Here is a 20,684-nt window from a genome sequence, read left to right on the forward strand (position 1 = left end):
GATGGGTGACGATATTGCCTTCGAGCTCTCACACGAGCGCAGGCTGATAATCGTTACCTACCCTGAGCACGCCGGTGCCAGCGCCATCCGCAAGCTGATATCGGTCGCAGGTGAAGGCGTCATGCCCAGCGGTTTCAACGCCCTGCTGGATTTCTCCGCCACACTCTCACTCGACTTTCCCGTCGAAGCGATGATCGAGCTGTCCATGGTACGGCGACGTCACCTGCCTTACCGGCCAAGTGAAGTCCGAAAGACCGCCTATCTGCGCGCGCGGCCCGCGCTACGCGATGTGCTCGATGCGTGGGAGAGCTTCTTCTACGAAGATCCGCCCGCCCTCATCTTCCGCCATTTCGATGATCGCGAGGCGGCGCTTGAGTGGCTGACCGAGCCCTAACCACCCTCGATGTCGGGAACCTGCGCGCAGAGTTAACCGTTTCTCTCATGTTGAGCTGCCCGGAGACCCCGTGGCGGATCAGAAGGGAGAGGCAACGATGAAACGCATTCTTGTGACGACAGTCGTCATCGCGTCCTTCGCGGGCGCTGCCCACGCCCAGCTGCCTGATCTGACCGGTCAGGTAACCGGCACGGTCAACCAGACCACCGATGCCCGGCTGGGCCTGCTCGGCAGCGAAGCAATGATCGACCAGCGTACAGGTCTGGGGATCGATACCCGCCTGACCGGCCAGCTGGACCGCGCCTTGCCACGCCATGACCGCATGGCAGCCAACGCGGCTTTGCGCACCCAGCTGGAAACCGAGTCGCACGCCTACGTGCGCGCCAGTGCGCCGCCCCCGCGCGCAAGAGCCAGCGCCCGTGTCGAATATGCTCCGGTTCGGGTCTATACCCGCGACGGCTATTATGTCGGCCACGTGCACCGCACGCGCCGGTCCTCGGGCCAGTACTATGTGGTGATCCGCCCGCAGGGTGCCTCGCGCACACACGCGGTGCTGGCCAGCCACGCGGCCTTTGATGCCAGCGCCAATGCGGTCGTACTGGCAGCCACGCAGGCCGAGCTGAACTCACAGCTGAACATCCACCGCTAGGCTCGCAGCCAGTGGCAGAACCTTATGCGGCCTTCCTTTAGCGGAGGCCGCTTTTTATGCGCGCTTGCCCGTGCCCTCTTCCCAGCGGGCAAGGAACTCGTTGCGGAACGCCTCGAACCTGCCTGCAGCAATGCTCGCGCGCATACGCGCCATCAGATCCTCGTAATAGGCGACATTGTGCCAGGAGAGGATCATGGAGCCGAGATACTCGCCCGCGCGCACCAGATGATGCAGATAGGCCTTCGAGTAGTCGCGGCTCGCCGGGCAGTTCACCGCCTCGTTGAGCGGGCTTTCATCCTCGGCATATTGCGCGTTCTTCAAATTGAACGGGCCATAATCCGACCAGGCCTGCCCATGGCGCCCCGAACGGGTCGGCATCACGCAGTCGAACATATCGATCCCGCGCGCCACCGCCTCCACAAGGTCAATCGGGCGGCCGACACCCATCAGATAACGCGGGCGATCCTGCGGCAGGTGCGGCGTTGTCACGTCCAGCACGTTGCACATCATCTCGAACCCCTCACCGACCGCGAGCCCGCCGACCGCATAGCCATCAAAGCCTGTCTCGATCAGGGCTTCAGCCGATTGCTGGCGCAAATCCGGATAGACCGAGCCCTGCACGATGCCAAAGAGGTTCTGGGTCGCACGATCCCCGAATGCCTCTTTCGAGCGCCGCCCCCAGCGGATGGAAAGTTCCATGGATTTCGCCGCCGCATCGCGCTCGCAAGGGAAAGGCGTGCATTCATCGAGCTGCATGGAGATATCGGCGCCCAGAAGGTCTGCCTGAATCTCGATAGAGCGCTCCGGGGTGAGCATGTGCTTGGAGCCATCGATATGGCTTTTGAAGGCGACGCCCTCCTCGCTCATCTTGCGAAGGCCCGCCAGCGACCAGACCTGAAACCCGCCGGAATCGGTCAGGATCGGGCCGTCCCAGCGCATGAAATGGTGCAGGCCGCCGAGGCGCTTCACCCGCTCCGCACCGGGGCGCAGCATGAGGTGGTAGGTATTGCCCAGAAGAATGTCCGCGCCTGCCTGCCTTACCTGATCGGGATAGAGCGCTTTCACCGTCGCTGCCGTCCCCACCGGCATGAAGGCAGGCGTGCGGATATCCCCGCGTGATGTTTTCAGCGTGCCGGTGCGCGCCTGGCCATCGACGGCGGCGATCTCAAAGGGAAAACTGGCCATGTGAGTCGGATGTCCTGATGCGGCGGGGAAAGTGGAACGGATGAGCTGGAAAGACGAAATTGACGAGTTGCGCAAGCGTCAGGCGCTGACACGCGCCATGGGCGGGCCGGAAAAACTGGAGCGCCAGCGCGCCGCAGGACGGCTGAATGTGCGCGAGCGCATCGCCCTTCTATCCGATGAGGGCAGTTTTCGCGAGATCGGCTCCATCGCAGGCACAGCGAGCTATGATGAGAATGGAAACCTTACCGGCCTGATGCCGGCCAATTGCGTCTTTGGCCGAGCGAAACTGCGCGGCCGCGACGTGGTGCTGGTGGCTGATGATTTCACCGTGCGCGGCGGGGCGGCAGACGCCGCCATCGTGGAGAAACAGATTCAGGCCGAAGCCATGGCGCGGGACTTGCGCCTTCCTATCGTGCGCCTGATCGAAGGAACGGGCGGCGGCGGCTCGGTCAAATCCATCCTCGACATGGGCGCGACCTACGTCCCCTTCAATCCGGCCTGGGATCTGGTGGTGGAGAACCTCGAGACCGTGCCTGTGGTCTCGCTGCTGCTGGGCCCCGTGGCGGGCCTCGGTGCCGCCCGCGCTGTCTCCAGCCATTATTCGGTGATGGTGCACGGCCAGGCGCAGATGTTCGTCGCCGGGCCGCCCGTGGTCGCTGGCATTGGCGAGCACGTCACCAAGGAGGAGCTCGGCGGCGCGGACATCCAGCTTGCCGCCGGCGCGGTCGACGATGCCTTTGCTAGCGAGGCCGAAGCGATGGAGGCGGCACGCTGGTTCCTCTCCTATCTGCCAAACTCCATCCACGAACTGCCTGCGCGCACCGCGCCTAAGGACGATCCGGCCCGCACCGATCCCGCGCTCTCGTCAATCGTGCCGCGCGACAAGCGCTACGCCTATGACATGCATGCCATTCTCGCCTCGACGATGGATAAGGGCAGCGTGTTCGAGATGGGCCGCAATTTCGGCCAGTCCGTCATCACCGCCTTTGCGCGCCTTGATGGATGGCCGGTGGCGGTGATCGCCTCCAACCCCAAAGTCTATGGCGGCGGGTGGACGGCAGAAGCCGCGCAGAAGGTGACGCGCTTTATTGATCTGGCCGAAACCTTCCGCCTGCCGATTGTCCATTTCGTCGATATTCCGGGCTTCGTCATCGGCACGCGCGCCGAACGCGCCGGCACGATCCGCCATGGCGCGCGGGCGCTCGCCGCACTCTATCAGGCCAGCGTTCCCATGTGCGCGATCATCGTTCGCAAAGCCTTTGGCGTCGCCGGTGCGGCGATGATGAACCATACCGGTTTCCGCTATCGCTATGCCTGGCCGTCGGGCGACTGGGGCTCCTTGCCACTCGAAGGCGGGGTGGAGGCGGCGTTCAAGGCGGCGCTCGAAACGGCAGAAGACCCGGCCGCGATGAAGGCGGAGCTCTCCCGCCAGATGCGCGCCTTCTCCTCCCCCTTCAAGACAGCCGAACGCTTCTGGGTGGAGGAGATCATCGATCCGGCCGAGACACGGCTCCTGCTGACCGAATTTGCGAGGCTTTCTGCGCCTTTACGCGAACGAGGCGATAAAAAGCCGCGTTATCGGCCTTAGGAGGCGCACCGCTTCTCCAAACTCCCAACACTGTCATCCTCGGGCCGAGCGCAAGCGAGGTCCCGGGGACCTATGCCTGCAACGAACCCGCTAGCTCCAAGCTCTCAGGCATGGATCACCCGCATGCGCGGGTGATGACAGCTTTTGGGATGGCCATTGACCTGTCCACCGGGGTCCCCCGCCTCGACGGGGGACCCAGATATCAACGCTGGGTTCCCGCCTGCGCGGGAACGACGAAGGAGATAAGCAGGCCGCCGGAGATTGATGCCTCCTCACGTGCGTTTCACCGGCAAAAGCCGGTGCCAAAAAAATGGATCCCGGGTCAAGCCCGGGAACCCGGTTGAGATTATAAAGCAAACCGGCAACCTCAATAATCCGAAAAAAAAAACCAAAACCTTACGAACCTTACCAGCTTCGTCAGATGCAACACGGCACGCTTTGAGGGACGGTCCCTTCCGTTAGCTCCTTTGGGGGAGTGAGAAGGAGACCTGAGATGAAACGCATCCTGTTTGCCGGGCTGGCGATGGCCGCCCTTTCCACGCCCGCCATTGCCCAGCAAGGTCAGGTGATCCGCATGGGCGACAGTGCGCTGTCCTGCCGCGAGATCGTGCTGGAAGCCAATGCCGCGTCCGAAGTCCTCGGCGGCGCGCCCGAAGGCGGCATTTTCGACAGCACCTACGCCACCGAAGCCGCAACCGGCATCGCCCAGCACGCCGCCCTTATGAGCGGCGCGGGCCGGGCCATTCCCGGCATCGGCGCGGTTGGCGGCATGATGCGCCAGCGGGCGCAACAGCGCGAAGCCGAACTGGCCGCCCAGCGCGCGATCGCCGAGAAGCGCTGGTACTGGCTGTCGGGCCTCTATGAAGGCGGGCAGTGCGACAGCGTGCTGCGGGCCGAAGCGCAAGCGGCTGCAGCGGCAGCAGCTCAACCGCAGTCAGATGAGCCGGTCTATCAAATGGGCGATCCGGCAGACGCAAGCGGCGGACAGTAAGTCCCTCCTGTTCCCGCCAAGCAGGCGCGCTGCTATTCAGCCCGGACCTCCCCGGTTGCGGCGATAAGCGGCGCGCAGCGCGTTCATGGCCTCGCGTGACAGGGTGACATTCATGCCCGTCTCGCGGCTCTCATAGGCGTCCCAGCCGCTGGGCCAGCGCCACGCCGCCCAGTTCGCGCCAGCGCTTTCCAGCGCGGCGATGCGGGTCTGGAAATACCGGCCCAGATCCGGCGCGTGCAGCGCCGCACCAAACTCCAGACAGGCCCAGCGCGGATAGCCCGCCATCGCCTGTGCCAGGTGATTGCCATCATCATTGAGGCGCACACCGGCCCGCGCGCCCTGATGGGTATATTCCCACGGGGCATAGTCATGCACATTGATGACTGTGTGCGCAGATGCGCTCTGCATGGCGCCCAGCGCCTCTGCCCGCGCCCAGCGGTCGGGGCTTAGGATCAGCGGCACGCCAGGGGCTTGCGGCCAGTTGCGGTCAATCGCGGCAGCGATTGCCGGCCAGACAGAAGGGTGGCCCAGATCACTGCCATTGGGTTCGACCATCGCCAGAATGCCCGCCAGAGCCGGATGCGAACCAAATCTGCGCGCCGCATGCAGGCACATGGCCACCCAGGCGGCCTGTGCCTCCTCATCGTGCCACAGCGAGTTGTTCAGGAGGCGGCGCGGATACCAGTCATCATCGGGATGGAAGGCAAAGGCGCTGCGCCCCGGCCCGGTGCGAAAGCCGATGACGGTGTAGAGGCCGGCGCGCTGACACATATCCAGCCAGCGCCCGATATGGTCCTCAATCGCCGGATCAACGCCAAAGTTGCCCGTTTCGGCGAACATGCCAGCGCCAGACCAGACGGCCAGATTAGCCCCTGCCTCGGCCAGCGAATCCAGCGCCGCCTGGGAGACAGGCGCGCCCAGCGGTCCCGGCCCCAGAAACGTTGTGCCATCTAGCTCAGGATAGACGCGCCGCTGGGCAAAGACGGCCCCGCGCAAGTGCGGGCCGGTGCCATTGTCCCACAAGGCCATCCGGCCAGACGGCGATGGATCGTAGGACGCAAGCCGCAGCCCCGGCGGGGCGAAGGCAGAACTGGCCAGAGCCCCGCCAGCGGCCAGCAGATTGCGCCGGGTTGTCATGCGGCCCGGAAGGCAGCGTAGCGGTCGATACGCCGGAAGGCCCGGCCCGGAAGGGTGGAGACCGGCCCCAGCGGCAGGCTCTCGGCGACATTTTCGATCCGGTCGGCGATTCTCCGCGCTGCACCAGCCAGCGATGGCGCGGTTGCATAGCCCGATGCTAGCGGAAACTGCCAGCTGGCCAATTCCCGCTTGAAGTCATACTCACCCGGGCCGAGATGGATTTCGCGCAGACCCTCAGCCGATAGTTCACGCGCAATCTGCATGAGCAGGTTCAGCCCCGGTCCCAGCTTTGAAAATTCCGGGTCATACACCGGGAACCAGTAGTGCAGGACGGTGTCCGAACGCATGCCCACATGAGCGGCGGCAAGCTGGCCGTTGATTTCAAGGCTCGAGACCAGCCCTGACGCATTGTCGAGCCCGCTGCCAAGCAGCACGTCGATCAGCTTGCGCGTCCAGCCCACCGAGAACACGTCGAAATGGCCCGTTCGCCGGTACTGGGCCGACTTCCATTCCAGCGCTTTTGCCAGCACTTCCGGGCGATTATCGTCTACACGGAACTGGAATCTGGAGGTCTCTTCCTCCAGCTTGCGCCGCCGGGCGCGCAGATTGCGGAAGGCCTTCGGCTCGACACCGCTGCGCGTGTCGAGCCACGTCTCATAACCACCCGACAGGTCAATCACCCAGGAGCCGTCCACCTCCTGCGCGTGCTCACGGAATGCCGCCTGCGTACCCAGCGCGCCGAAGAAGTCGAAAACCTTGAGCCCCGCCTTGCGCAGGACCGTGTGAAGATCGAAGACAGCGCCGGGGGCAGCGATAAAGCCATGGTGATCGCTCAAAGGCCCGCCCAGCGGCCGCGCATAGCCCATCGCGCCCCTGTGAAAGGGAAGAAAGCCCCTGATCGCTCCCGCCTCGCGGATCACCAGCACACGCGTATCGCGCCGCACGGCGGCCATTGCATCGAGAAATCCGAGCGAGAAATAGGGACTCGCCAGCGCAGGGTCAGCGTTCTGAAAACTGCGCCATGCATCACGTTCCGCCTGGCCAAGCGACGGGGCGCGGCATGTCTCGACTTCAATCATTCGCACGGCCCCGCTTTCCCGCTTCCGCTGCACCTGCCCCATACCGGGACGGTTTTTATCCGTCCGGTGCGGTTAAGGCGGTTCTTAAGGCTTGTTATGCATGCTGCGTTCCGCTGCGGCTCCGGCATCGGGCTTGCTAGCAGACAGACGATGTAGCGCACCGGAACGCCTGATAATGCTGAACCGCCATCTGCTGACCTATCTGCCGGTCTATGCCGCGCAAATCCTTGTCGGATTTGGCAGCGTGGTGGTGTTCACGCGAGTCCTGTCACCCGAAGACTATGGGCGCTACACACTGGTACTCGCCGGCGCCCTGCTCACGCAGACACTGGTATTTACCTGGCTGGACGCCGCCGTCGCGCGCCATCACGCGCGCGCCACTGCCAGAGGACGCCTTGGCGGGCACCTCGCTACAGCGTTTTCCCTCTACGGCGCGCTGGCCGTTCTGAGTCTCGTGGTCTTTGGCGGCGCCATCGCGCTGGCGCCCATCAGCACCGAGCTAAAAACCGTCTGCGCCTTCGCACTGGTGTCTCAAGTCTTGCGCTCGGCCATCATGATCGCGCTCGAAACCCGCCGGGCGGAGGGCGAGGCAGTGCGCTTCGCGCTGCTGGAAAGCTTCATCCTTGGCTCCGGCTTTGGCCTGGGCGTCGTCTTCATCATGGCAGGCGGAATGGGGCCCGCTGGTCCGTTTGCGGGCATGGCGCTGGCCTGTCTGGTGGCCATCCTCATCGACATTCCGGTCCTGCTGTCCAAAGCCAAGCGTGACCGCGCCGGGCCGCGCCGGGCTTTGCGCTTCTTTGCCTATGGTGCGCCGGTGGCGGTATCGTTGGTGTTTGAGCACCTGCTCTCCACCGGAGACCGCTTCGTCATTGCGGCCCTGATGGGCGAGGCTGCGACGGGTGCCTATGCCGCCGGGTACGGCATTACGGACCGCTCGCTGAACATCATCTTCATCTGGCTGGGCATGACGGCCGGCCCGCTGGCCATCAAGGCGTTCGAGCATGAAGGGGCCGAGGCCGCGCGCGCCGTGCTGCGCCAGGCCGCCGGCCTGATGGGTCTGATCGCCATCCCCGCCGCGACCGGCATCGCATTGCTCTCCGAACCCTTTGCCCGGCTTCTCATCGCCGAAAGCCTGGCCGGTGCAGCAGCGCCCATCATGCCGCTGATCGCGCTGGGCGCGATGCTGAACGGCTTCATGACCTATGTCTTCCATGAGAGCTTCGTGATCGGGCGCAGGCCGAAAGTCATGGCCGGGCTGATGGCGGGCAGTGCGGCCCTGAACCTGGCGCTGAATCTTGCCCTGATCCCGATGCTGGGCCTGATCGGCGCGGCGCTGGCCACCGTCCTCTCCTACGCCATCGCACTCGTCGCGTGCGTGGTCATGGGCCGGGGTATTTTCCGGCTCTCTTTGCCTCTGGATGACTGGGTGAAGGCCGCGACCGCCAGCGTCATCATGGCGGCTGCGCTGATGGCGTTGCCGGTGCCGGAAGCGGCCTTCGCGCATCTGGCATTCCACGTGCCGGTGGGCGTGCTGGTCTACGCGGTTGTGGCCCTTACGCTGGACGTTGCCGGGTGCCGCAGCGTGTTCGTCATGCCCGCCATGCGCCGCCTGCAATGGAGGGGCGCATGAGCGCGCCCTCCCTCTCCGTCCTGATCCCGTTTCACGGCGATGACCCGTCTGCCCTGCTGGACGCTCTGCTGGCTCAGGCCGGAGCGGACATGGAAATCGTCCTCTTCGACGACGGATCACCCGCCGCAGATGTCTTCGAGCGCCTCTCCGCGCATCCCGATGTCCTGGACGGGGCGGTGCGTATCCTGCGCTCCGATACCAATATCCAGCGCTCCGGCGCGCGCAATGCGCTGGCCAGTGCGGCCAGTGGCGAATGGCTGCTCTTTCTGGACGCAGACATGGAACTGCCTGAGGGCTTTCTTGCCCGCTGGAAAGAGTTGCTCGAAAGCGCGGAGTTTGACGCCGCCTATGGCGGCTATCTCGTGCCAGAGACCAAGGCAGGCCAGTTCGCCGTTCATGCCGCCCTCGCCCGCGCCGGTGACGTAAACAATGCCGAGGCCCGCGCCAAACGCGGGGCATCGGCCTTTGCAGGCTCCAACATGGCGGTCAGATCGTCACTGATGGCCAACACACCGTTTGACGAATCCTATCGCGGCTGGGGCTGGGAGGATGTGGACTGGGCCGTACGCGCCGCCAAGGCCGGACGCCTCGCCCATGTCGACAATCCGGCAGGCCATGGCGGGCTGCAGAGCGTTGACCGGCTGATCACAAAATTCGCCGAAGGCGGCATCAATTATGCCCGCTTCCTCGCCCGCCATCCCGACCAGGCAAGCCTTCCCGGCGCGCGTCTTGCACGCCTGCTTGCACAGTGGCGGCTGTCTGGCCCTGTGCAGGCGCTGGCACCGGCATTGTCGCGCACGCAGGCTCTGCCGACCCGCGCGCGCGTACTGGCGCTGAAAGCCTACAAGGCCGCGTGCGCGGCAGCAGCCCTGAAGGAGGTGACGCCATGAGCGATATCTACCAGCCCGCAGGCGGTCTGTTTGGCAAGGTGCGCCGTGTGGCTGCGCGCGCGGGCGTAAGGCGGCCGATCGATGTGGCCATCACCGAGCCCATCGTCTCCTTCACCTTTGATGATTTCCCACGTTCGGCTGCGCTGATTGGCGCGCCCATGCTGGAAAGGCGTGGCTGGCGCGGCACCTACTACACCGCGATGGGTTTCCTCGGCACAACGACGCATCTGGGCGAGATGATGCAGCGCGCCGACATCGAGGCGCTGCATGCGCGCGGCCACGAGATTGCCTGTCATACCTACGCCCATCTCGACGCCAGTCATTGCGAGGCGGACGTTTTCGCAGACGATTGCGAACGCAATTGCGCCGAGCTGATGGAACTGGGCATTTTGCGCCCGCGCACCAGCTTTGCCTTTCCCTATGGAGAGGCCAGCCCTGCCATCAAACGCGCCCTGCAGCCGCGCTATGGCGCGCTGCGCGGGGTGCGTCATGGCATCAACCGCAAGGGCGATGATCTGAACCTGCTAAAAGCCGTCGCGCTGGATGGCGGAAAAGCCGGTCTGGACAAGGCCTTGCGGGCTATCCATGAGGTGAAGCGCGAACCGGGCTGGCTGATCTTCTATGGCCATGATGTCCGCGAAAACCCGTCCGAATGGGGCTGCACACCGGACTTTCTGGCGACCATCTGCGCGGAAGTGAACGCGCAGGACCTGCCCGTGCTGACGGTCGGCGAGACCCTGTCCATGCTGTCAGGCGCACCTGCCCGGATACCGGCATGAGCGAAGACGCCTCTGTCAGCGTGCTGATCCCCACTTTCCGCAGGGCCGAAGGGCTCTCGCGGGCCGTGGCGAGCGTACTGGCGCAGACCCGCCTGCCTGATGAAATCGTGATCGTGGACAATGATCCGGCAGCAAGCGCGCGCGATATGGCGAGCCAGCTGACCAAGAGTTCGCCGGTTGCTATCCGCTACGTTCATGAGCCGCGCCCCGGCGTCGCGAATGCGCGCAATACCGGGTTTGCCACGGCCACGGGACGCTTCATCGCTCAGCTCGACGATGACGAGGCGGCCAGGCCGCAATGGCTGGAAAGCCTGCTGGCTACACGCGAAGCCATGGACTGTCCCATCGTGTTCGGTCCGGTCACACCGCTGGCATTGGACGCGAGCCCGACCGCGCGGGCCTTTCTGGAACGCCTCTATGCGCGCACCGGCCCGCAAGAAGACGCATTGCGTAGCCGGGATTGGGGCTGCGGCAATTCCCTGATCGACCGGGCCGCGGTGTCCCTGCCCGATCCGCCATTTGATGTGCGCACCAATGAAATGGGTGGGGAGGATGATCTTCTGTTCGTAGGGCTACAAAGCGCGGGCGTGCGTTTTGCCTGGTCAGCGAAAGCCGAAGTGATCGAGCATGTGGAGGGAAAGCGCGCGCGCTGGCCGCACATGCTGGCGCGCAGCTTCGCCTATGGTCAGGGTGCCAGCCAGAACTGCATTCATGGCTCGAAAGTCGATTATCCCGGCCTGCTGGGCTGGATGGTGGTCGGTCTGGGGCAGGCAATGGTGTTTGGACTGATCGCCTTGCCTGCGCGCCTGGCTGCCGGGCCTGAGGCTGGCGCAGCCTGCCTGGACAAGGCCGTGCAAGGCTTTGGCAAGCTGTTCTGGATGGAACGTCTTGCGCCGCGCTTTTACGGCGCTGCCTCGCGCGGCTGAGCCAGCTTGGCCGCCGTTGCGGTGAACATCACCCACATGAGCGAGTTCTGCTCGGCCAGATTACTCTCCGAAAAACTGATAAGCCCCCACATGACGAGGAAGGGCAGCGCCCAGTACGTCTCATTGCCCCGGAACAGGCGCATGGCCGCGCTGCCGAGCGCGCCCGCATAGGCGATCAGGGCAATGCCTACCCCGACCAACCCGGTGGCGAGCGCGGTCTCTATCCAGCCATTATGCGCGGTCGGCACAGGCCAGCTTGTTTCCAGCCGCACCCAGTGCGCCGGCCCCAGCTCCACCTGCCAGAACACACCATAGCCAAAGCCCAGCAGCGGGCGCTCACGGATCTGGCGAAACAGCGCCTCCCATATGTCTGTCCGGCCGGTGAAGGTCGCATCGCGGCCCAGCGCTTCGAGCAGCACGCCGGGGCCGATTACGAGCACCAGAATGCCTAGCGACACCCCCACCACGCCGGCCATGACGGCGATTGCGGACGAGGCCGCATCCCGGCGCGCCATCGCGATCATGCCCGGCCCGGCAATGGCGATGAAGCTTGCCAGCAGCGCCGTGCGCGAGGTGGAGAGCAGGACCAGAGCCAGCGCCGGGATCACGAGGGCCAGCCAGAGCATGCGGCGCTTTGCATCGAACGCCGCCGCGCCCACAAAGGCCAGCACAGCCCAGCCCATCATCGCGCCCAGCGTGTTCTTCTCCCACCACAGGCCGCGCCATGCGCCGGGGTGGATTTGCTGCATCACGCCAAAACCCGGCACCAATGCCCCGGCAATCGCGCTGCCCATCATCAAAATGGCAAAGCTGACAGCCAGAATGGTCAGGAGAGATTTCCAGTCGAAGCGCGATGCCAGCCACAGGCCGAACAGGGTCGTCATGGCCAGTGCCAGCGCGCGGCGCGAGGTGATGTCAGGATCGATCGACCAGAAGGTGGACAATCCGGCCAGCACCGCCAGCAGCACAAGCGGCCAGGCCCTGAACGCCGTCTCCAGGAAGGCCAGAGGCCGCATGGCAATCAGGATCAGCGTCACGCCATAGACCGGCAGCCAGACCAGACGCAGCGCTTCGGCCGCATCCGGCTTTAGCGGATCGACCAGTAAGGGCCCCAGCAAGGCCTGCGAGAACAACAAGATGGCCAGAACAGCCAGCGCCGCTTCCAGCAAGGGCAGGAAGGTCAGGCGGGGAAACGCCGAGCGCCAGATATCCGCCCGGTGGAGCGCGTTCATTGCGCGGCTCCCCTCGCCTCACCCTGCCAGTCATGGGCGCGGTTCACGATCACGCCCAGCACTTTTGCGCCCAGCTTTTCGATATGAGCGGCAAGGCGTTCGGCATCGGCGCGCTTGTCGCGCCGTGCATTGGCCACAAGGATCACGCCGTCAAGATCAGGCGCGACCGCGGCTATGGCCGGTGAGCCATGCGGCACATCTACCACGCTAAGCGGTGCCATGGCGCGCAATTGCTGCCAGTAGCCCGGCGCGCGCTTGTAGACGAGGCGCTCCATCTCACCCGGCTTGTGCTGGAAACGCGTGACCAGCACATAGGCCGCTTCCAGCTTGCGCAGTACCAGACGCCCCGTTCCGGCCGGTTCCGCCGTCCAGAACGGTTCGGCTCCGATTTCGGTGGAATAGGCCGAGCCATTGAGCCGCGCGCGGCTGGCTTGCGGATTATTGGCAAAATCGAGATCCACGAGCCAGACCGGCCCGCCGGTTTCTACCGCAGCGGCGCGCGCCAGCCCGGCGGCGACGCTGGACGTACCGGCCTTGGCGGTGATGCCAAGCATCATGACAACTTTGCCCGGCGCACCGGGAGGCGCCAGCCGGCGTGCCAGATCGGCAAGTTCTGTGGCGAACGGATTCACGCCGTCTGTCTCCGCTAGCGGCTGCGCGGGCAGCTCATGCCGGGGCCCGGTCATGCGTGCCCTGACCCGTGCATGGCGCCCGGATCAAAATCCCGCACGCGGGCCAGCACCGCAAGGGGTCTTGCAGCAGGTTCAACATGCGCGGCGCGCTGACCGCCTTGCGTGCGCGGCGCCGGGGCTGTGCTGGCCGCCTGCCGGTAGGGCGCTGGCGCCGGCTCGACATGGGCATCGGCCAGATCATCCTGCTCACGCCGCGATACCGGACGAAGGGCGCGCGGGTCGCGCGTGGCAACGAAATAGCCTTTCAGCAGCCCCAGCAGAACGGCCGCACCGAGCGCCAGTATGCCCGCTGCCCCGATGGCCGCAGTGCGCAAGGAGCGCGCCTGCGCCGGCGGGGTCGCCCGTTCGACGATACGCACCGAGTCAGCAATGCCGGAGGCACCGCCCCGGCGCGATGAAGCCGCGGCAAACTGGAGGGCGAGACGCCCCGCCGCCTCTCCGCGTGAGGATGCCTCGCGGCTCAGCCGGTCATACTGGCTTGCCAGCCCCGCAAGCCGGTCAGCCTGGGACCGCGCCGCATCAAGCTGGGCACGCAATGTGGCCGCAAGGCGCGCCTGCGCAGCAGCCTCCGCCTCCCGTTGCAGCCGGGCCGTATCCAGTTCCTGATAGACCGGATTGGCGCCCGTGCGCCGCTGCCCGGCCCCATCGGCTCCGCCAGACTGCACGAGCTCACGCAAGGCCCGTATCTCGCGGTCCAGCGCCTGCACGGGCGGAGCGTCATCCTGATAACGTGAGCTCAGCTCACGGCGGCGTACGTCCAACGCCAGAAGCTGCCCGGTGACGTCATTTTCAACATAAAGTTCAATGGACTGCGGCATGTCCTGCAGGCGCTGCGAAAGGGCTGCAGCGCCCCCACGGGCAGACTGCGTGGCCGCCTCCGCAGCCAGAAGAGAGTTTTCCAGCTCCGTCATGCGGGTAACCAGCGCCAGTCGCTCGGCTTGGAAATCGACAATGGCGTTTTCGGTCAGGAACGTGCGCAGATTGGTCTCGGCTATGGCGGCGGCAATCTCGGCAGCGGCCAGACGTTGGCCCAGCGCATCAGCGCCGTCTTCGACCAGCACTTCACGGCGATAGGCCAGATAGGCATCCACGATGGCATTGAGCACATTGGCTGCCGATTGCGGTGTCTCCCCGCCATAGCTGGCATGCAGCACGCTGGCATGCGGAGCCCGCTCGACCTTGAAGCTGGTACGCATTTCCCGCAGCACCGAAGGCTGCGGCGAACCGCCCTGACGCTCGATGGCGAGGCGGCGAACCGTCTCGGAGTTGAGAATTTCAGCCTCAGACTGAAGCACCTGATCAAGTGTGAACGCGCCGCCGGATCCTGCCGCGCCCGGTGCCTGATCTTCCTGATCTAGCAGCACGAGCAGCCGTGACTGGGCAACGTATTCGGGCTTCAGCACAAACCAGGCTGCAGCCGCCATCGGCACGAAAAGAAGAACGAAAACGATGACGATCAGCAGTTTCTGCGACCATGCCAGAGCCAGCAGGTCAAACAGGTCCAGCTCCCGGCGGGCATGTCCCGCCGGGCCAGAATTTCCTGTGCCCGATCCACGTGTTGATTCCATGACGCACATCTGGCGGGGGTGCGCTTAATTTTTTCTTAGCCCGGCTCGCAGAAGGCTACACTTTATCAAGTACAAGCGACTCGAAGGTGGCAGCCCATGGCCGAATTTGACTGGACCCGGCGCAACGCGCTCGCAGCCCTGCTGGCTGGCAGTGCAGCAATCGGCCTTTCCGCCTGCGGCGGGCGGGCACGCCAGACCGCCAGCTTCGAGCCCTCGCGCTTCCAGACCTGGAGCGGCGGCGATCCGGTTTACCGGCTCTATCCCGGCGATGCGATCGAGGTAACGGTCCACACGGCGCCGGAATTGTCGCGCGAAGTGGAAATCGGCCCGGACGGGCGCGCCAGCCTGCCGCTGGTTGGCGGCGTGATGGTGTCGCAGAAGACGGCGCCAGAGGCCGCACGGGCCATCGCAGACGGCTATGCGCGCGTGCTGCGTGATCCGATTATCGAAGTCCGCCCGCTGAGCTTTGGCTCTCAGCGCATTCTGGTGGGCGGCGAAGTAAACGCACCCGGCCCCTACCCGCTGCCGGATGGCCGGACAGGCGTGCTGGAAGCCATCATGTTTGCGGGCGGCTTTCAGACCACCGCTCGGCGTAATTCCGTGGTCGTGCTGCGGCGCGCGCCTGATGGCGGCGCGATGATGCGCACGGTCGATGTCAGGGCCGCACTGCGCGGCCAGCCCGCCGACATGATCCCTCTTGCCCGCCACGATGTCGTATTCGTGCCGCGCTCAGGCATCGCCGAGGTCAATGTCTTCGTCGACCAGTATATCCGCGGCATCCTGCCCCTGGATTCCGGGTTCAATTACCTGCTGTTCGAGGCCACCCGGAACTGATCGGACAGATCGGCCTAGTGACGGGTGGAAAGCCACTCGCGCGCAGCACGCTGTGCCGCCGCAATGTCTTCGGTGCCCATCTCGCTCGACACTTCCTTGCGGTAGTGCTTGGCAGGCTCAGAGCCCATCAGCGCGGCCAGATTGAACCATTTGTGCGCCTCGACATAGTCGATGACACCGCCCTGGCCCGTCGAGTAGAGCAGGCCGAGCTTGCAAAGGTCCTCGCCGGTCGGATCGGTATTGATCGCGTCGTGAACCTGACGGGTTTCCACATCAGTGAAAGCCATTTGTCTTCCCCATTCCATTTGGGTTCTGCGGGGCTTTGCCCTCGTCTCGAACCCGTGATTGACACCCCACCACCCACGCAATGTTTCGCGTTTGTGTGAGAGCATAATCGCGGGGAATGGTATCCACAGGGTTAAGGCAAACTAAGAATAATGCATTTTAAGCATTTATTTTCGTTAGGTTTTCCTACCAAGAAGTAACTCACGCATTGCAATATCGATGCGCTGGCCGAGGCCCGCCCGCCCGGTGACGCGCACACTGAACGCGGACACTAGCGCAGCCAGCACAATGCCAAAGGCCAGCGCCGCAAACACGCCCGCGAGCACAAATCGCTCCCATGCCTCAGCGGTGATGCGCGAACCGGCCTGCTCGCCACGGTCCAGCGCCAGCGCATCGCGTCCATGGAAATGCGCCAGTGCCAGCGTACGCGGTCCCGCCTCCAGCGACAGGCGGCGCAGGCGCGCAGCGTCCTGGGGCGTTTCCAGCAGGGCAGTCAGCCGGATGGCATCAATGTTCGACGTGTAGCGCGCCACCGCGCCCAGCTCACTGGCCATGGCGCGAAGCGTGTCCCCGTCCAGGGCCCGAAGGCTGGCAGCAAACGCCTCACCGGCATGCCCTGTCAGCAGGGCCGCGCGCAGAATACGCGCGCCCTGTCCTGCGCCGGTATCGCGGCCGACACGCGCCAAGGCACACGCCAGCGCCTGTTCGCCGGAACAATCTGCCTGAAGCACGGCGCCGTCAGACGCGAGCCACATTTCACCTGCCCCGGACGACAGCCCCGGCAGCAGGGCAAGATTGAGGGCGCCCTCCTCGTGGCCTGCAAAAAACGCGGCCTGTGACAGCTCCAGAGCGTCGTACAGGCGCGAGGCACGGTCGATGCGGGCTCTTACCGCCGCGGGCGCCATCACACTGGCGATCTGAGTGTCCAGCTGCGGCGCCCGGCTGGCCCAGGCCGTCTCCAGTTCGCGGGTCCTGACCCAGACCGGCAAGGCCCGAAGAACGGCTTCGGCCTCGCGCGGTGGCCGGGCATGCAGTTCGGCCCACAACATGCTGGAGAACCGTTCACGGCCAGCAATGGGCTCAAATGCGGCCAGGAGGCTCGCTGCCAGCGCATTGTCAGGCGGCAGACCGGCACGCGGCTGCATGGCCACCTCCAGCTCACGGCTCCAGAGACTGGCCGCTGCGGCCGCATCGGGCGCCAGCGATACAAAGGCATCATTCACCCGTCCGGCGCGGGTTGTGGCATCTGCGGCAGGATTTAAATGGCGCAGCCCATCGAAAACCCAGAAACCGGCAAGGGACACGAGCAAGACGAAAACCGCTGGCCTGACGCTGGACGCCGCCAGCTGCCAGCTCCGCCACAGGACACGGCGTCCCAGCCCTGCTTCACGCAGGGTTCGTACGCGCCGCGCGCGCGCCTCAATCCTGCGAAGACTGTATTTCGATCCCCGTGCCACGCTTTCCCCCTTGCGCACGCCCTATCCAAGCATGACGGGCGGGATGGGGGAAGGTCAGATCGCCCTCGTCCTTCGAGACGGCCTTTGGCCTCCTCAGGATGAGGGCTTCGGGTTTGCTTTTCCCCTCATCCTGAGGGTGAGCGAAGCGAACGTCTCGAAGGACGAGGGAAAAGCAATCAAAGCGCCTTCTGGCCGAAGAGGATCGCGCGGGCCTTTTTGGCTTCCTCTGAATCCTCGGCGAGGTTGGAGCGCAGCTCCTTGCCCGCATCGCGGCCCCGGCGCAGGGCCGGGCGCTGCTTCAGCCGCTCCACCCAGGCTTTCAGATTGGGGAAGTCGTCAAGGTTCTGCCCCTGCCCCTCGGGCAATATCCACGGCCAGGCGGCCATGTCGGCGATGGAATAGGCGCCCGCCAGATACTCCCTGTCCGCCAGCCGCCGGTCCATCACGCCGTAGAGCCGGTTCACCTCATTGGTGTAGCGGTTCGCGCCGTATTCAAGCTTCGTCTCATCCGGCTCGATTTTCTTGGCGTAGGAGCGGAAATGGTGCGCCTGGCCTGCCATCGGCCCCAGCCCGCCCATCTGCCAGTGCAGCCACTGGTCCACTTCGGCCTGCTCGCGCGCGTTCGCGCCATAGAATTTGCCGGTCTTGCGGGCGAGATATTGCAGGATCGCGCCGCTTTCGAAGACGGAGATCGGCTTGCCGTCCGGGCCTTGCGGGTCGGTGATGGCGGGCATGCGGTTATTCGGGCTGATGGCGAGAAACTCCGGCCTGAACTGCTCTCCGGTGCCGATATTCACCGGCCGGATCACGTAAGGCAGCCCCATCTCCTCCAGCGCGATCGATATCTTCCACCCGTTCGGCGTGGGCCAGTAGAACAGCTCGATGGGGGCTTGCGCCATGATGGGCTCCTTTGGAAGCGAGGGTGCGGCAATGCTCGCGCTAGCAAGTCGGCCTCGCCTGCTGCATCGTCAAGGGCGAGCACACTTCATCTCTGCCAATAGACGCGCTAAATCCCCTGCCCCGCTATTCAGCTTTCCAAGGCCCCGCCATGACCGCCATCCTGCAAGACCTGATAAAGCCCGTCTCCTTCGCTCAGGCTGCGCGCGACCCGCAGGGCTTTGCCGATGCGCTGTGCGGCTCATTCCGCGAGTTCGGCTTTGCAGTGGTGTCCGACCACATCATCGATCAGGGCGTGATCGACCGGGCGGTTGCCGAGACCAAGGCCTTCTTCGCCCTGCCCGATGCGACCAAGCGGCAATATCACCAGCCCGGCGGCGGCGGCCAGCGCGGCTACACCCCGTTCGGTGTGGAAGCGGCCAAGGGCGCTGCGGCTGTGGACCTGAAGGAGTTCTGGCACCGGGGCCGCGACCTGCCGCAAGGCCATCGCTTCTCTGACGTGATGCCCGCCAATGTATCGGTGGACGCGGTCGCCGGGTTTGATGAAGCCACCAGAGACCTGTTCGATGCACTGGACGCGATGGGACGCGTGCTCCTCAAAGCCATCGCGCGCCATCTGGACCTGCCGGAAAACTGGTTCGAGGCGCGCGTCGCCGAAGGCAACTCCATCCTGCGCCTCCTGCACTACCCGCCAATAAAGGGCGAGCCCGACGGCGTGCGCGCCGGTGCGCATGAGGACATCAATGTCATCACGCTGCTTCTGGGCGCGGAGGAAGCGGGTCTGCAGGTGAAAACCCGCTCTGGCGAGTGGCTGGCCATCAACCCGCCGCCGGGAGCTCTGGTGGTCAATGTGGGCGACATGCTGCAGCGCCTGACCAACCATGTCCTGCCCTCCACCACCCACCGCGTGGTGAACCCCAGCGCGGAGCGCATGGCCTTCTCGCGCTACTCCACGCCCTACTTCCTGCACTTTGCGCCGGACGTGGAGATCAAGACCCTGCCGCAATGCGTCAGCGTGGATAATCCGGACCGCTATTTGCAGCCCATCACCGCTCATGAGTATCTTATGGAGCGGCTGCGCGAGATTCGGCTCGCCTAGAGCATTTCGCGCCCTGCCACCGCCGACGGGGAGGAAGGGCATGTCAGGGCAAAAAAGTCCCGAAGACAGCGTACAGACCATCCGTCTGATGACGCGCCTTAACGGCATTGCCGTTATCGCCTGGCAAGGCGGCGAAGCGCTCACCCTGATTGGCGGCGCCGGCCTGGGTGCCGGTTATCTTGCCTCCGGCATCGGCTTTGGCGTCTGGCTGGTTACCTTGATCTTGTGGGTCTGGATCGTCATCTTCGCCCGCCAGCGCTGGAAACTGGACGTTCTGGGCGATGCAACGGCTCGTCAGGTTTTCATCCGTACCGGGCGGACCACCCTGCCGGTTCTGGTCGTCTGCATCGTCATCGGCGGCAGCGTGACGATGCTCACCGCTGTCTCGGGTGAGATCATTCTGCGCATTTCCATTGCCGCCATCGCCGGAACAGCCCTGTTGAGCGCTGCAGCCAGTGACCGGGCCCTACGGCCTGCAACTGCCGCGCAATAGACGCAGGCAATCGGCGCCAGCAAAATTATTTATTTTGTTGATTGCCTGCTGGCGCGTATTGTGATGTCAGGCTCAGTTCCTGACTGACCAACCTGTAACTCTTCCAGCGCTCCTGTTCCCCGGCAGGAGCGCTTTCTTATTGGGTCATACCCGCCTCTTCTCACTAGTTTGTCACACGAATTCCTGCGGTACGGCGTTGTATCGCCGGGATCGAGTCCCTAGCTTACACGTTACCCATATATATCTGTTCACAAGCAGGCTTGCGCGAGGGCGCGCGGGCCCAGGAGGATTCATGACCCCATCAAAACGTCCTTACCGTCACAATCGCGAACCGCGTCTCGATATTGCCCGTGTGGGCGAGGCTGGCACCATTCTGGCGCTTGCTGCTCCGGGCTTCTCCGTGCCTGACCTGAATGCTGCGGCCAGCGCTGCCGAGCGCTCCGGCTACAAGCTCAAAGTCGCATCCAGCGCCCGCGCGCTGGTGTCCGGGCGCACGGAAACCGGCGAGGAGATGAACTTCGTCGTCGATACGGGCTTTGAGGATGTCTCGGCTGATGAGGGCGCGGGGCTGGTACTTCCCGGTGGCCGGCGCGCGGTCGACGCGTTGAACGATTCCAATGCTGCGCTGCGCCTTCTCCAGGACATGTTTGCCAGCGGCCGCCCGATCTTCGCTGCGGGCGAGTCACTCGCCATGCTGGCCGAAGTCTCCGGCAAGGAAGTCGGTGACGCAGATGCCGCCCTTGCCCTGAACGGCGAAGTGTTTGCCGCCAGCGGCGAAACCGCCCGTGATGATGTCGCCAAGGTGTTTGCCGAGTCGCTGCAGACCCAGGCGTCTGAAGCCGCCTAGCGCACGCACGCCGCAACATGAAAAAGCCCCGG

General features: G+C 64.7%; 21 protein-coding genes. 12 read left to right on the forward strand and 9 right to left on the reverse strand.

What is annotated here, in order from left to right:
* Position 1 precedes the first annotated feature (1 nt).
* Together ACTIGC_RS07935 and ACTIGC_RS07940 are read left to right on the forward strand one after the other, a co-directional pair.
* Complete coding sequence (locus tag ACTIGC_RS07935; RefSeq protein ID WP_439633879.1) at positions 2 to 394, forward strand: hypothetical protein; 393 nt, start codon at positions 2 to 4, stop codon at positions 392 to 394.
* Positions 395 to 491: 97 nt separating this feature from the next.
* Positions 492 to 1,043 carry a hypothetical protein gene (locus ACTIGC_RS07940; RefSeq protein ID WP_439633880.1) on the forward strand — a complete coding sequence of 184 codons (552 nt, stop codon included), beginning with the start codon at positions 492 to 494 and terminating at the stop codon, positions 1,041 to 1,043.
* Positions 1,044 to 1,097: 54 nt separating this feature from the next.
* Here ACTIGC_RS07940 and tgt read toward each other — a convergent pair whose 3' ends face one another.
* Positions 1,098 to 2,228 carry a tRNA guanosine(34) transglycosylase Tgt gene (tgt, locus tag ACTIGC_RS07945; protein WP_439633881.1) on the reverse strand — a complete coding sequence of 377 codons (1,131 nt, stop codon included), beginning with the start codon at positions 2,226 to 2,228 and terminating at the stop codon, positions 1,098 to 1,100.
* A gap of 40 nt (positions 2,229 to 2,268) precedes the next feature.
* Between tgt and ACTIGC_RS07950 the strand changes: the two genes are divergently transcribed.
* Positions 2,269 to 3,816: an acyl-CoA carboxylase subunit beta gene (locus ACTIGC_RS07950; RefSeq protein WP_439633882.1), complete on the forward strand. Its 1,548-nt coding sequence runs from the start codon at positions 2,269 to 2,271 to the stop codon at positions 3,814 to 3,816.
* Positions 3,817 to 4,309: 493 nt separating this feature from the next.
* Positions 4,310 to 4,807 (forward strand): hypothetical protein, encoded by a 498-nt coding sequence (locus ACTIGC_RS07955; protein WP_439633883.1) that lies wholly within the window; start codon positions 4,310 to 4,312, stop codon positions 4,805 to 4,807.
* 36 nt (positions 4,808 to 4,843) lie between these two features.
* On the opposite strand, the gene ACTIGC_RS07960 is transcribed toward ACTIGC_RS07955, so the two are convergent.
* Positions 4,844 to 5,944: a glycoside hydrolase family 5 protein gene (locus ACTIGC_RS07960; protein WP_439633884.1), complete on the reverse strand. Its 1,101-nt coding sequence runs from the start codon at positions 5,942 to 5,944 to the stop codon at positions 4,844 to 4,846.
* Entirely contained in the window at positions 5,941 to 7,023 is a 1,083-nt protein-coding gene (locus ACTIGC_RS07965) for a GNAT family N-acetyltransferase (RefSeq protein WP_439633885.1), read from the reverse strand. Before ACTIGC_RS07965 ends, ACTIGC_RS07960 begins: the two co-directional genes overlap by 4 nt.
* A gap of 175 nt (positions 7,024 to 7,198) precedes the next feature.
* On the opposite strand from ACTIGC_RS07965, the gene ACTIGC_RS07970 reads away from it, so the two are divergent.
* From ACTIGC_RS07970 to ACTIGC_RS07985, 4 genes are read left to right on the forward strand one after another with little or no spacing between them, the layout of a single operon-like run.
* Positions 7,199 to 8,653 carry an oligosaccharide flippase family protein gene (locus tag ACTIGC_RS07970; RefSeq protein WP_439633886.1) on the forward strand — a complete coding sequence of 485 codons (1,455 nt, stop codon included), beginning with the start codon at positions 7,199 to 7,201 and terminating at the stop codon, positions 8,651 to 8,653.
* The gene (locus ACTIGC_RS07975; RefSeq protein WP_439633887.1) at positions 8,650 to 9,543 is read left to right on the forward strand and encodes a glycosyltransferase family 2 protein; all 894 of its coding nucleotides are present in this window, start codon (positions 8,650 to 8,652) and stop codon (positions 9,541 to 9,543) included. The genes ACTIGC_RS07970 and ACTIGC_RS07975 overlap by 4 nt, the downstream gene beginning before the upstream one ends.
* Positions 9,540 to 10,322: a polysaccharide deacetylase family protein gene (locus ACTIGC_RS07980; RefSeq protein ID WP_439633888.1), complete on the forward strand. Its 783-nt coding sequence runs from the start codon at positions 9,540 to 9,542 to the stop codon at positions 10,320 to 10,322. Before ACTIGC_RS07975 ends, ACTIGC_RS07980 begins: the two co-directional genes overlap by 4 nt.
* The gene (locus ACTIGC_RS07985; RefSeq protein ID WP_439633889.1) at positions 10,319 to 11,248 is read left to right on the forward strand and encodes a glycosyltransferase family 2 protein; all 930 of its coding nucleotides are present in this window, start codon (positions 10,319 to 10,321) and stop codon (positions 11,246 to 11,248) included. The genes ACTIGC_RS07980 and ACTIGC_RS07985 overlap by 4 nt, the downstream gene beginning before the upstream one ends.
* On the opposite strand, the gene ACTIGC_RS07990 is transcribed toward ACTIGC_RS07985, so the two are convergent.
* Genes ACTIGC_RS07990 through ACTIGC_RS08000 form a run of 3 tightly spaced genes read right to left on the reverse strand, consistent with a single transcriptional unit; the run spans position 11,224 to position 14,740 of the window.
* A complete protein-coding gene (locus tag ACTIGC_RS07990; RefSeq protein ID WP_439633890.1) occupies positions 11,224 to 12,480 on the reverse strand; it encodes an O-antigen ligase family protein in 1,257 nt (418 codons plus the stop codon). The genes ACTIGC_RS07985 and ACTIGC_RS07990 overlap by 25 nt on opposite strands.
* On the reverse strand, positions 12,477 to 13,166 hold the full coding sequence (locus ACTIGC_RS07995; RefSeq protein WP_127567324.1) for a hypothetical protein: 690 nt from the start codon (positions 13,164 to 13,166) through the stop codon (positions 12,477 to 12,479). Before ACTIGC_RS07995 ends, ACTIGC_RS07990 begins: the two co-directional genes overlap by 4 nt.
* Positions 13,163 to 14,740, reverse strand: a complete 1,578-nt coding sequence (locus ACTIGC_RS08000) for a GumC family protein (RefSeq protein WP_439633891.1) — start codon at positions 14,738 to 14,740, stop codon at positions 13,163 to 13,165. Before ACTIGC_RS08000 ends, ACTIGC_RS07995 begins: the two co-directional genes overlap by 4 nt.
* Positions 14,741 to 14,836: 96 nt before the next feature.
* Between ACTIGC_RS08000 and ACTIGC_RS08005 the strand changes: the two genes are divergently transcribed.
* Positions 14,837 to 15,574, forward strand: a complete 738-nt coding sequence (locus ACTIGC_RS08005; protein WP_439633892.1) for a polysaccharide biosynthesis/export family protein — start codon at positions 14,837 to 14,839, stop codon at positions 15,572 to 15,574.
* 14 nt (positions 15,575 to 15,588) lie between these two features.
* Here ACTIGC_RS08005 and ACTIGC_RS08010 read toward each other — a convergent pair whose 3' ends face one another.
* From ACTIGC_RS08010 to ACTIGC_RS08020, 3 genes are all read right to left on the reverse strand, one after another.
* Positions 15,589 to 15,861, reverse strand: a complete 273-nt coding sequence (locus ACTIGC_RS08010; protein WP_127567330.1) for a sel1 repeat family protein — start codon at positions 15,859 to 15,861, stop codon at positions 15,589 to 15,591.
* Between the two features lie 174 nt (positions 15,862 to 16,035).
* Positions 16,036 to 17,169, reverse strand: a complete 1,134-nt coding sequence (locus ACTIGC_RS08015; protein WP_439633893.1) for a hypothetical protein — start codon at positions 17,167 to 17,169, stop codon at positions 16,036 to 16,038.
* A 323-nt stretch (positions 17,170 to 17,492) separates the two neighbouring features.
* Positions 17,493 to 18,215, reverse strand: a complete 723-nt coding sequence (locus ACTIGC_RS08020; protein WP_439633894.1) for a glutathione S-transferase family protein — start codon at positions 18,213 to 18,215, stop codon at positions 17,493 to 17,495.
* A gap of 149 nt (positions 18,216 to 18,364) precedes the next feature.
* On the opposite strand from ACTIGC_RS08020, the gene ACTIGC_RS08025 reads away from it, so the two are divergent.
* The 3 genes from ACTIGC_RS08025 (at position 18,365) to ACTIGC_RS08035 (ending at position 20,652) form a co-directional block, all read left to right on the forward strand.
* Positions 18,365 to 19,312 carry an isopenicillin N synthase family dioxygenase gene (locus ACTIGC_RS08025; protein WP_439633895.1) on the forward strand — a complete coding sequence of 316 codons (948 nt, stop codon included), beginning with the start codon at positions 18,365 to 18,367 and terminating at the stop codon, positions 19,310 to 19,312.
* A 40-nt stretch (positions 19,313 to 19,352) separates the two neighbouring features.
* Positions 19,353 to 19,805 (forward strand): hypothetical protein, encoded by a 453-nt coding sequence (locus tag ACTIGC_RS08030; RefSeq protein WP_439633896.1) that lies wholly within the window; start codon positions 19,353 to 19,355, stop codon positions 19,803 to 19,805.
* A 292-nt stretch (positions 19,806 to 20,097) separates the two neighbouring features.
* Positions 20,098 to 20,652 carry a DJ-1/PfpI family protein gene (locus tag ACTIGC_RS08035; protein WP_439633897.1) on the forward strand — a complete coding sequence of 185 codons (555 nt, stop codon included), beginning with the start codon at positions 20,098 to 20,100 and terminating at the stop codon, positions 20,650 to 20,652.
* The last annotated feature ends 32 nt before the right edge of the window (positions 20,653 to 20,684 follow it).

Origin of the sequence: Glycocaulis sp., from assembly GCF_051859565.1 — a bacterium.
Lineage (GTDB): Bacteria > Pseudomonadota > Alphaproteobacteria > Caulobacterales > Maricaulaceae > Glycocaulis.

Excerpts from the sequence above, each read along its gene's own strand:
- ACTIGC_RS07935 (WP_439633879.1), top strand. The coding sequence starts at position 2 with ATGGGTGACGATATTGCCTTCGAGCTCTCACACGAGCGCAGGCTGATA.
- ACTIGC_RS07940 (WP_439633880.1), top strand. The coding sequence starts at position 492 with ATGAAACGCATTCTTGTGACGACAGTCGTCATCGCGTCCTTCGCGGGC.
- tgt (WP_439633881.1), bottom strand. The coding sequence starts at position 2,228 with ATGGCCAGTTTTCCCTTTGAGATCGCCGCCGTCGATGGCCAGGCGCGC.
- ACTIGC_RS07950 (WP_439633882.1), top strand. The coding sequence starts at position 2,269 with ATGAGCTGGAAAGACGAAATTGACGAGTTGCGCAAGCGTCAGGCGCTG.
- ACTIGC_RS07955 (WP_439633883.1), top strand. The coding sequence starts at position 4,310 with ATGAAACGCATCCTGTTTGCCGGGCTGGCGATGGCCGCCCTTTCCACG.
- ACTIGC_RS07960 (WP_439633884.1), bottom strand. The coding sequence starts at position 5,944 with ATGACAACCCGGCGCAATCTGCTGGCCGCTGGCGGGGCTCTGGCCAGT.
- ACTIGC_RS07965 (WP_439633885.1), bottom strand. The coding sequence starts at position 7,023 with ATGATTGAAGTCGAGACATGCCGCGCCCCGTCGCTTGGCCAGGCGGAA.
- ACTIGC_RS07970 (WP_439633886.1), top strand. The coding sequence starts at position 7,199 with ATGCTGAACCGCCATCTGCTGACCTATCTGCCGGTCTATGCCGCGCAA.
- ACTIGC_RS07975 (WP_439633887.1), top strand. The coding sequence starts at position 8,650 with ATGAGCGCGCCCTCCCTCTCCGTCCTGATCCCGTTTCACGGCGATGAC.
- ACTIGC_RS07980 (WP_439633888.1), top strand. The coding sequence starts at position 9,540 with ATGAGCGATATCTACCAGCCCGCAGGCGGTCTGTTTGGCAAGGTGCGC.
- ACTIGC_RS07985 (WP_439633889.1), top strand. The coding sequence starts at position 10,319 with ATGAGCGAAGACGCCTCTGTCAGCGTGCTGATCCCCACTTTCCGCAGG.
- ACTIGC_RS07990 (WP_439633890.1), bottom strand. The coding sequence starts at position 12,480 with ATGAACGCGCTCCACCGGGCGGATATCTGGCGCTCGGCGTTTCCCCGC.
- ACTIGC_RS07995 (WP_127567324.1), bottom strand. The coding sequence starts at position 13,166 with ATGACCGGGCCCCGGCATGAGCTGCCCGCGCAGCCGCTAGCGGAGACA.
- ACTIGC_RS08000 (WP_439633891.1), bottom strand. The coding sequence starts at position 14,740 with ATGGAATCAACACGTGGATCGGGCACAGGAAATTCTGGCCCGGCGGGA.
- ACTIGC_RS08005 (WP_439633892.1), top strand. The coding sequence starts at position 14,837 with ATGGCCGAATTTGACTGGACCCGGCGCAACGCGCTCGCAGCCCTGCTG.
- ACTIGC_RS08010 (WP_127567330.1), bottom strand. The coding sequence starts at position 15,861 with ATGGCTTTCACTGATGTGGAAACCCGTCAGGTTCACGACGCGATCAAT.
- ACTIGC_RS08020 (WP_439633894.1), bottom strand. The coding sequence starts at position 18,215 with ATGGCGCAAGCCCCCATCGAGCTGTTCTACTGGCCCACGCCGAACGGG.
- ACTIGC_RS08025 (WP_439633895.1), top strand. The coding sequence starts at position 18,365 with ATGACCGCCATCCTGCAAGACCTGATAAAGCCCGTCTCCTTCGCTCAG.
- ACTIGC_RS08030 (WP_439633896.1), top strand. The coding sequence starts at position 19,353 with ATGTCAGGGCAAAAAAGTCCCGAAGACAGCGTACAGACCATCCGTCTG.
- ACTIGC_RS08035 (WP_439633897.1), top strand. The coding sequence starts at position 20,098 with ATGACCCCATCAAAACGTCCTTACCGTCACAATCGCGAACCGCGTCTC.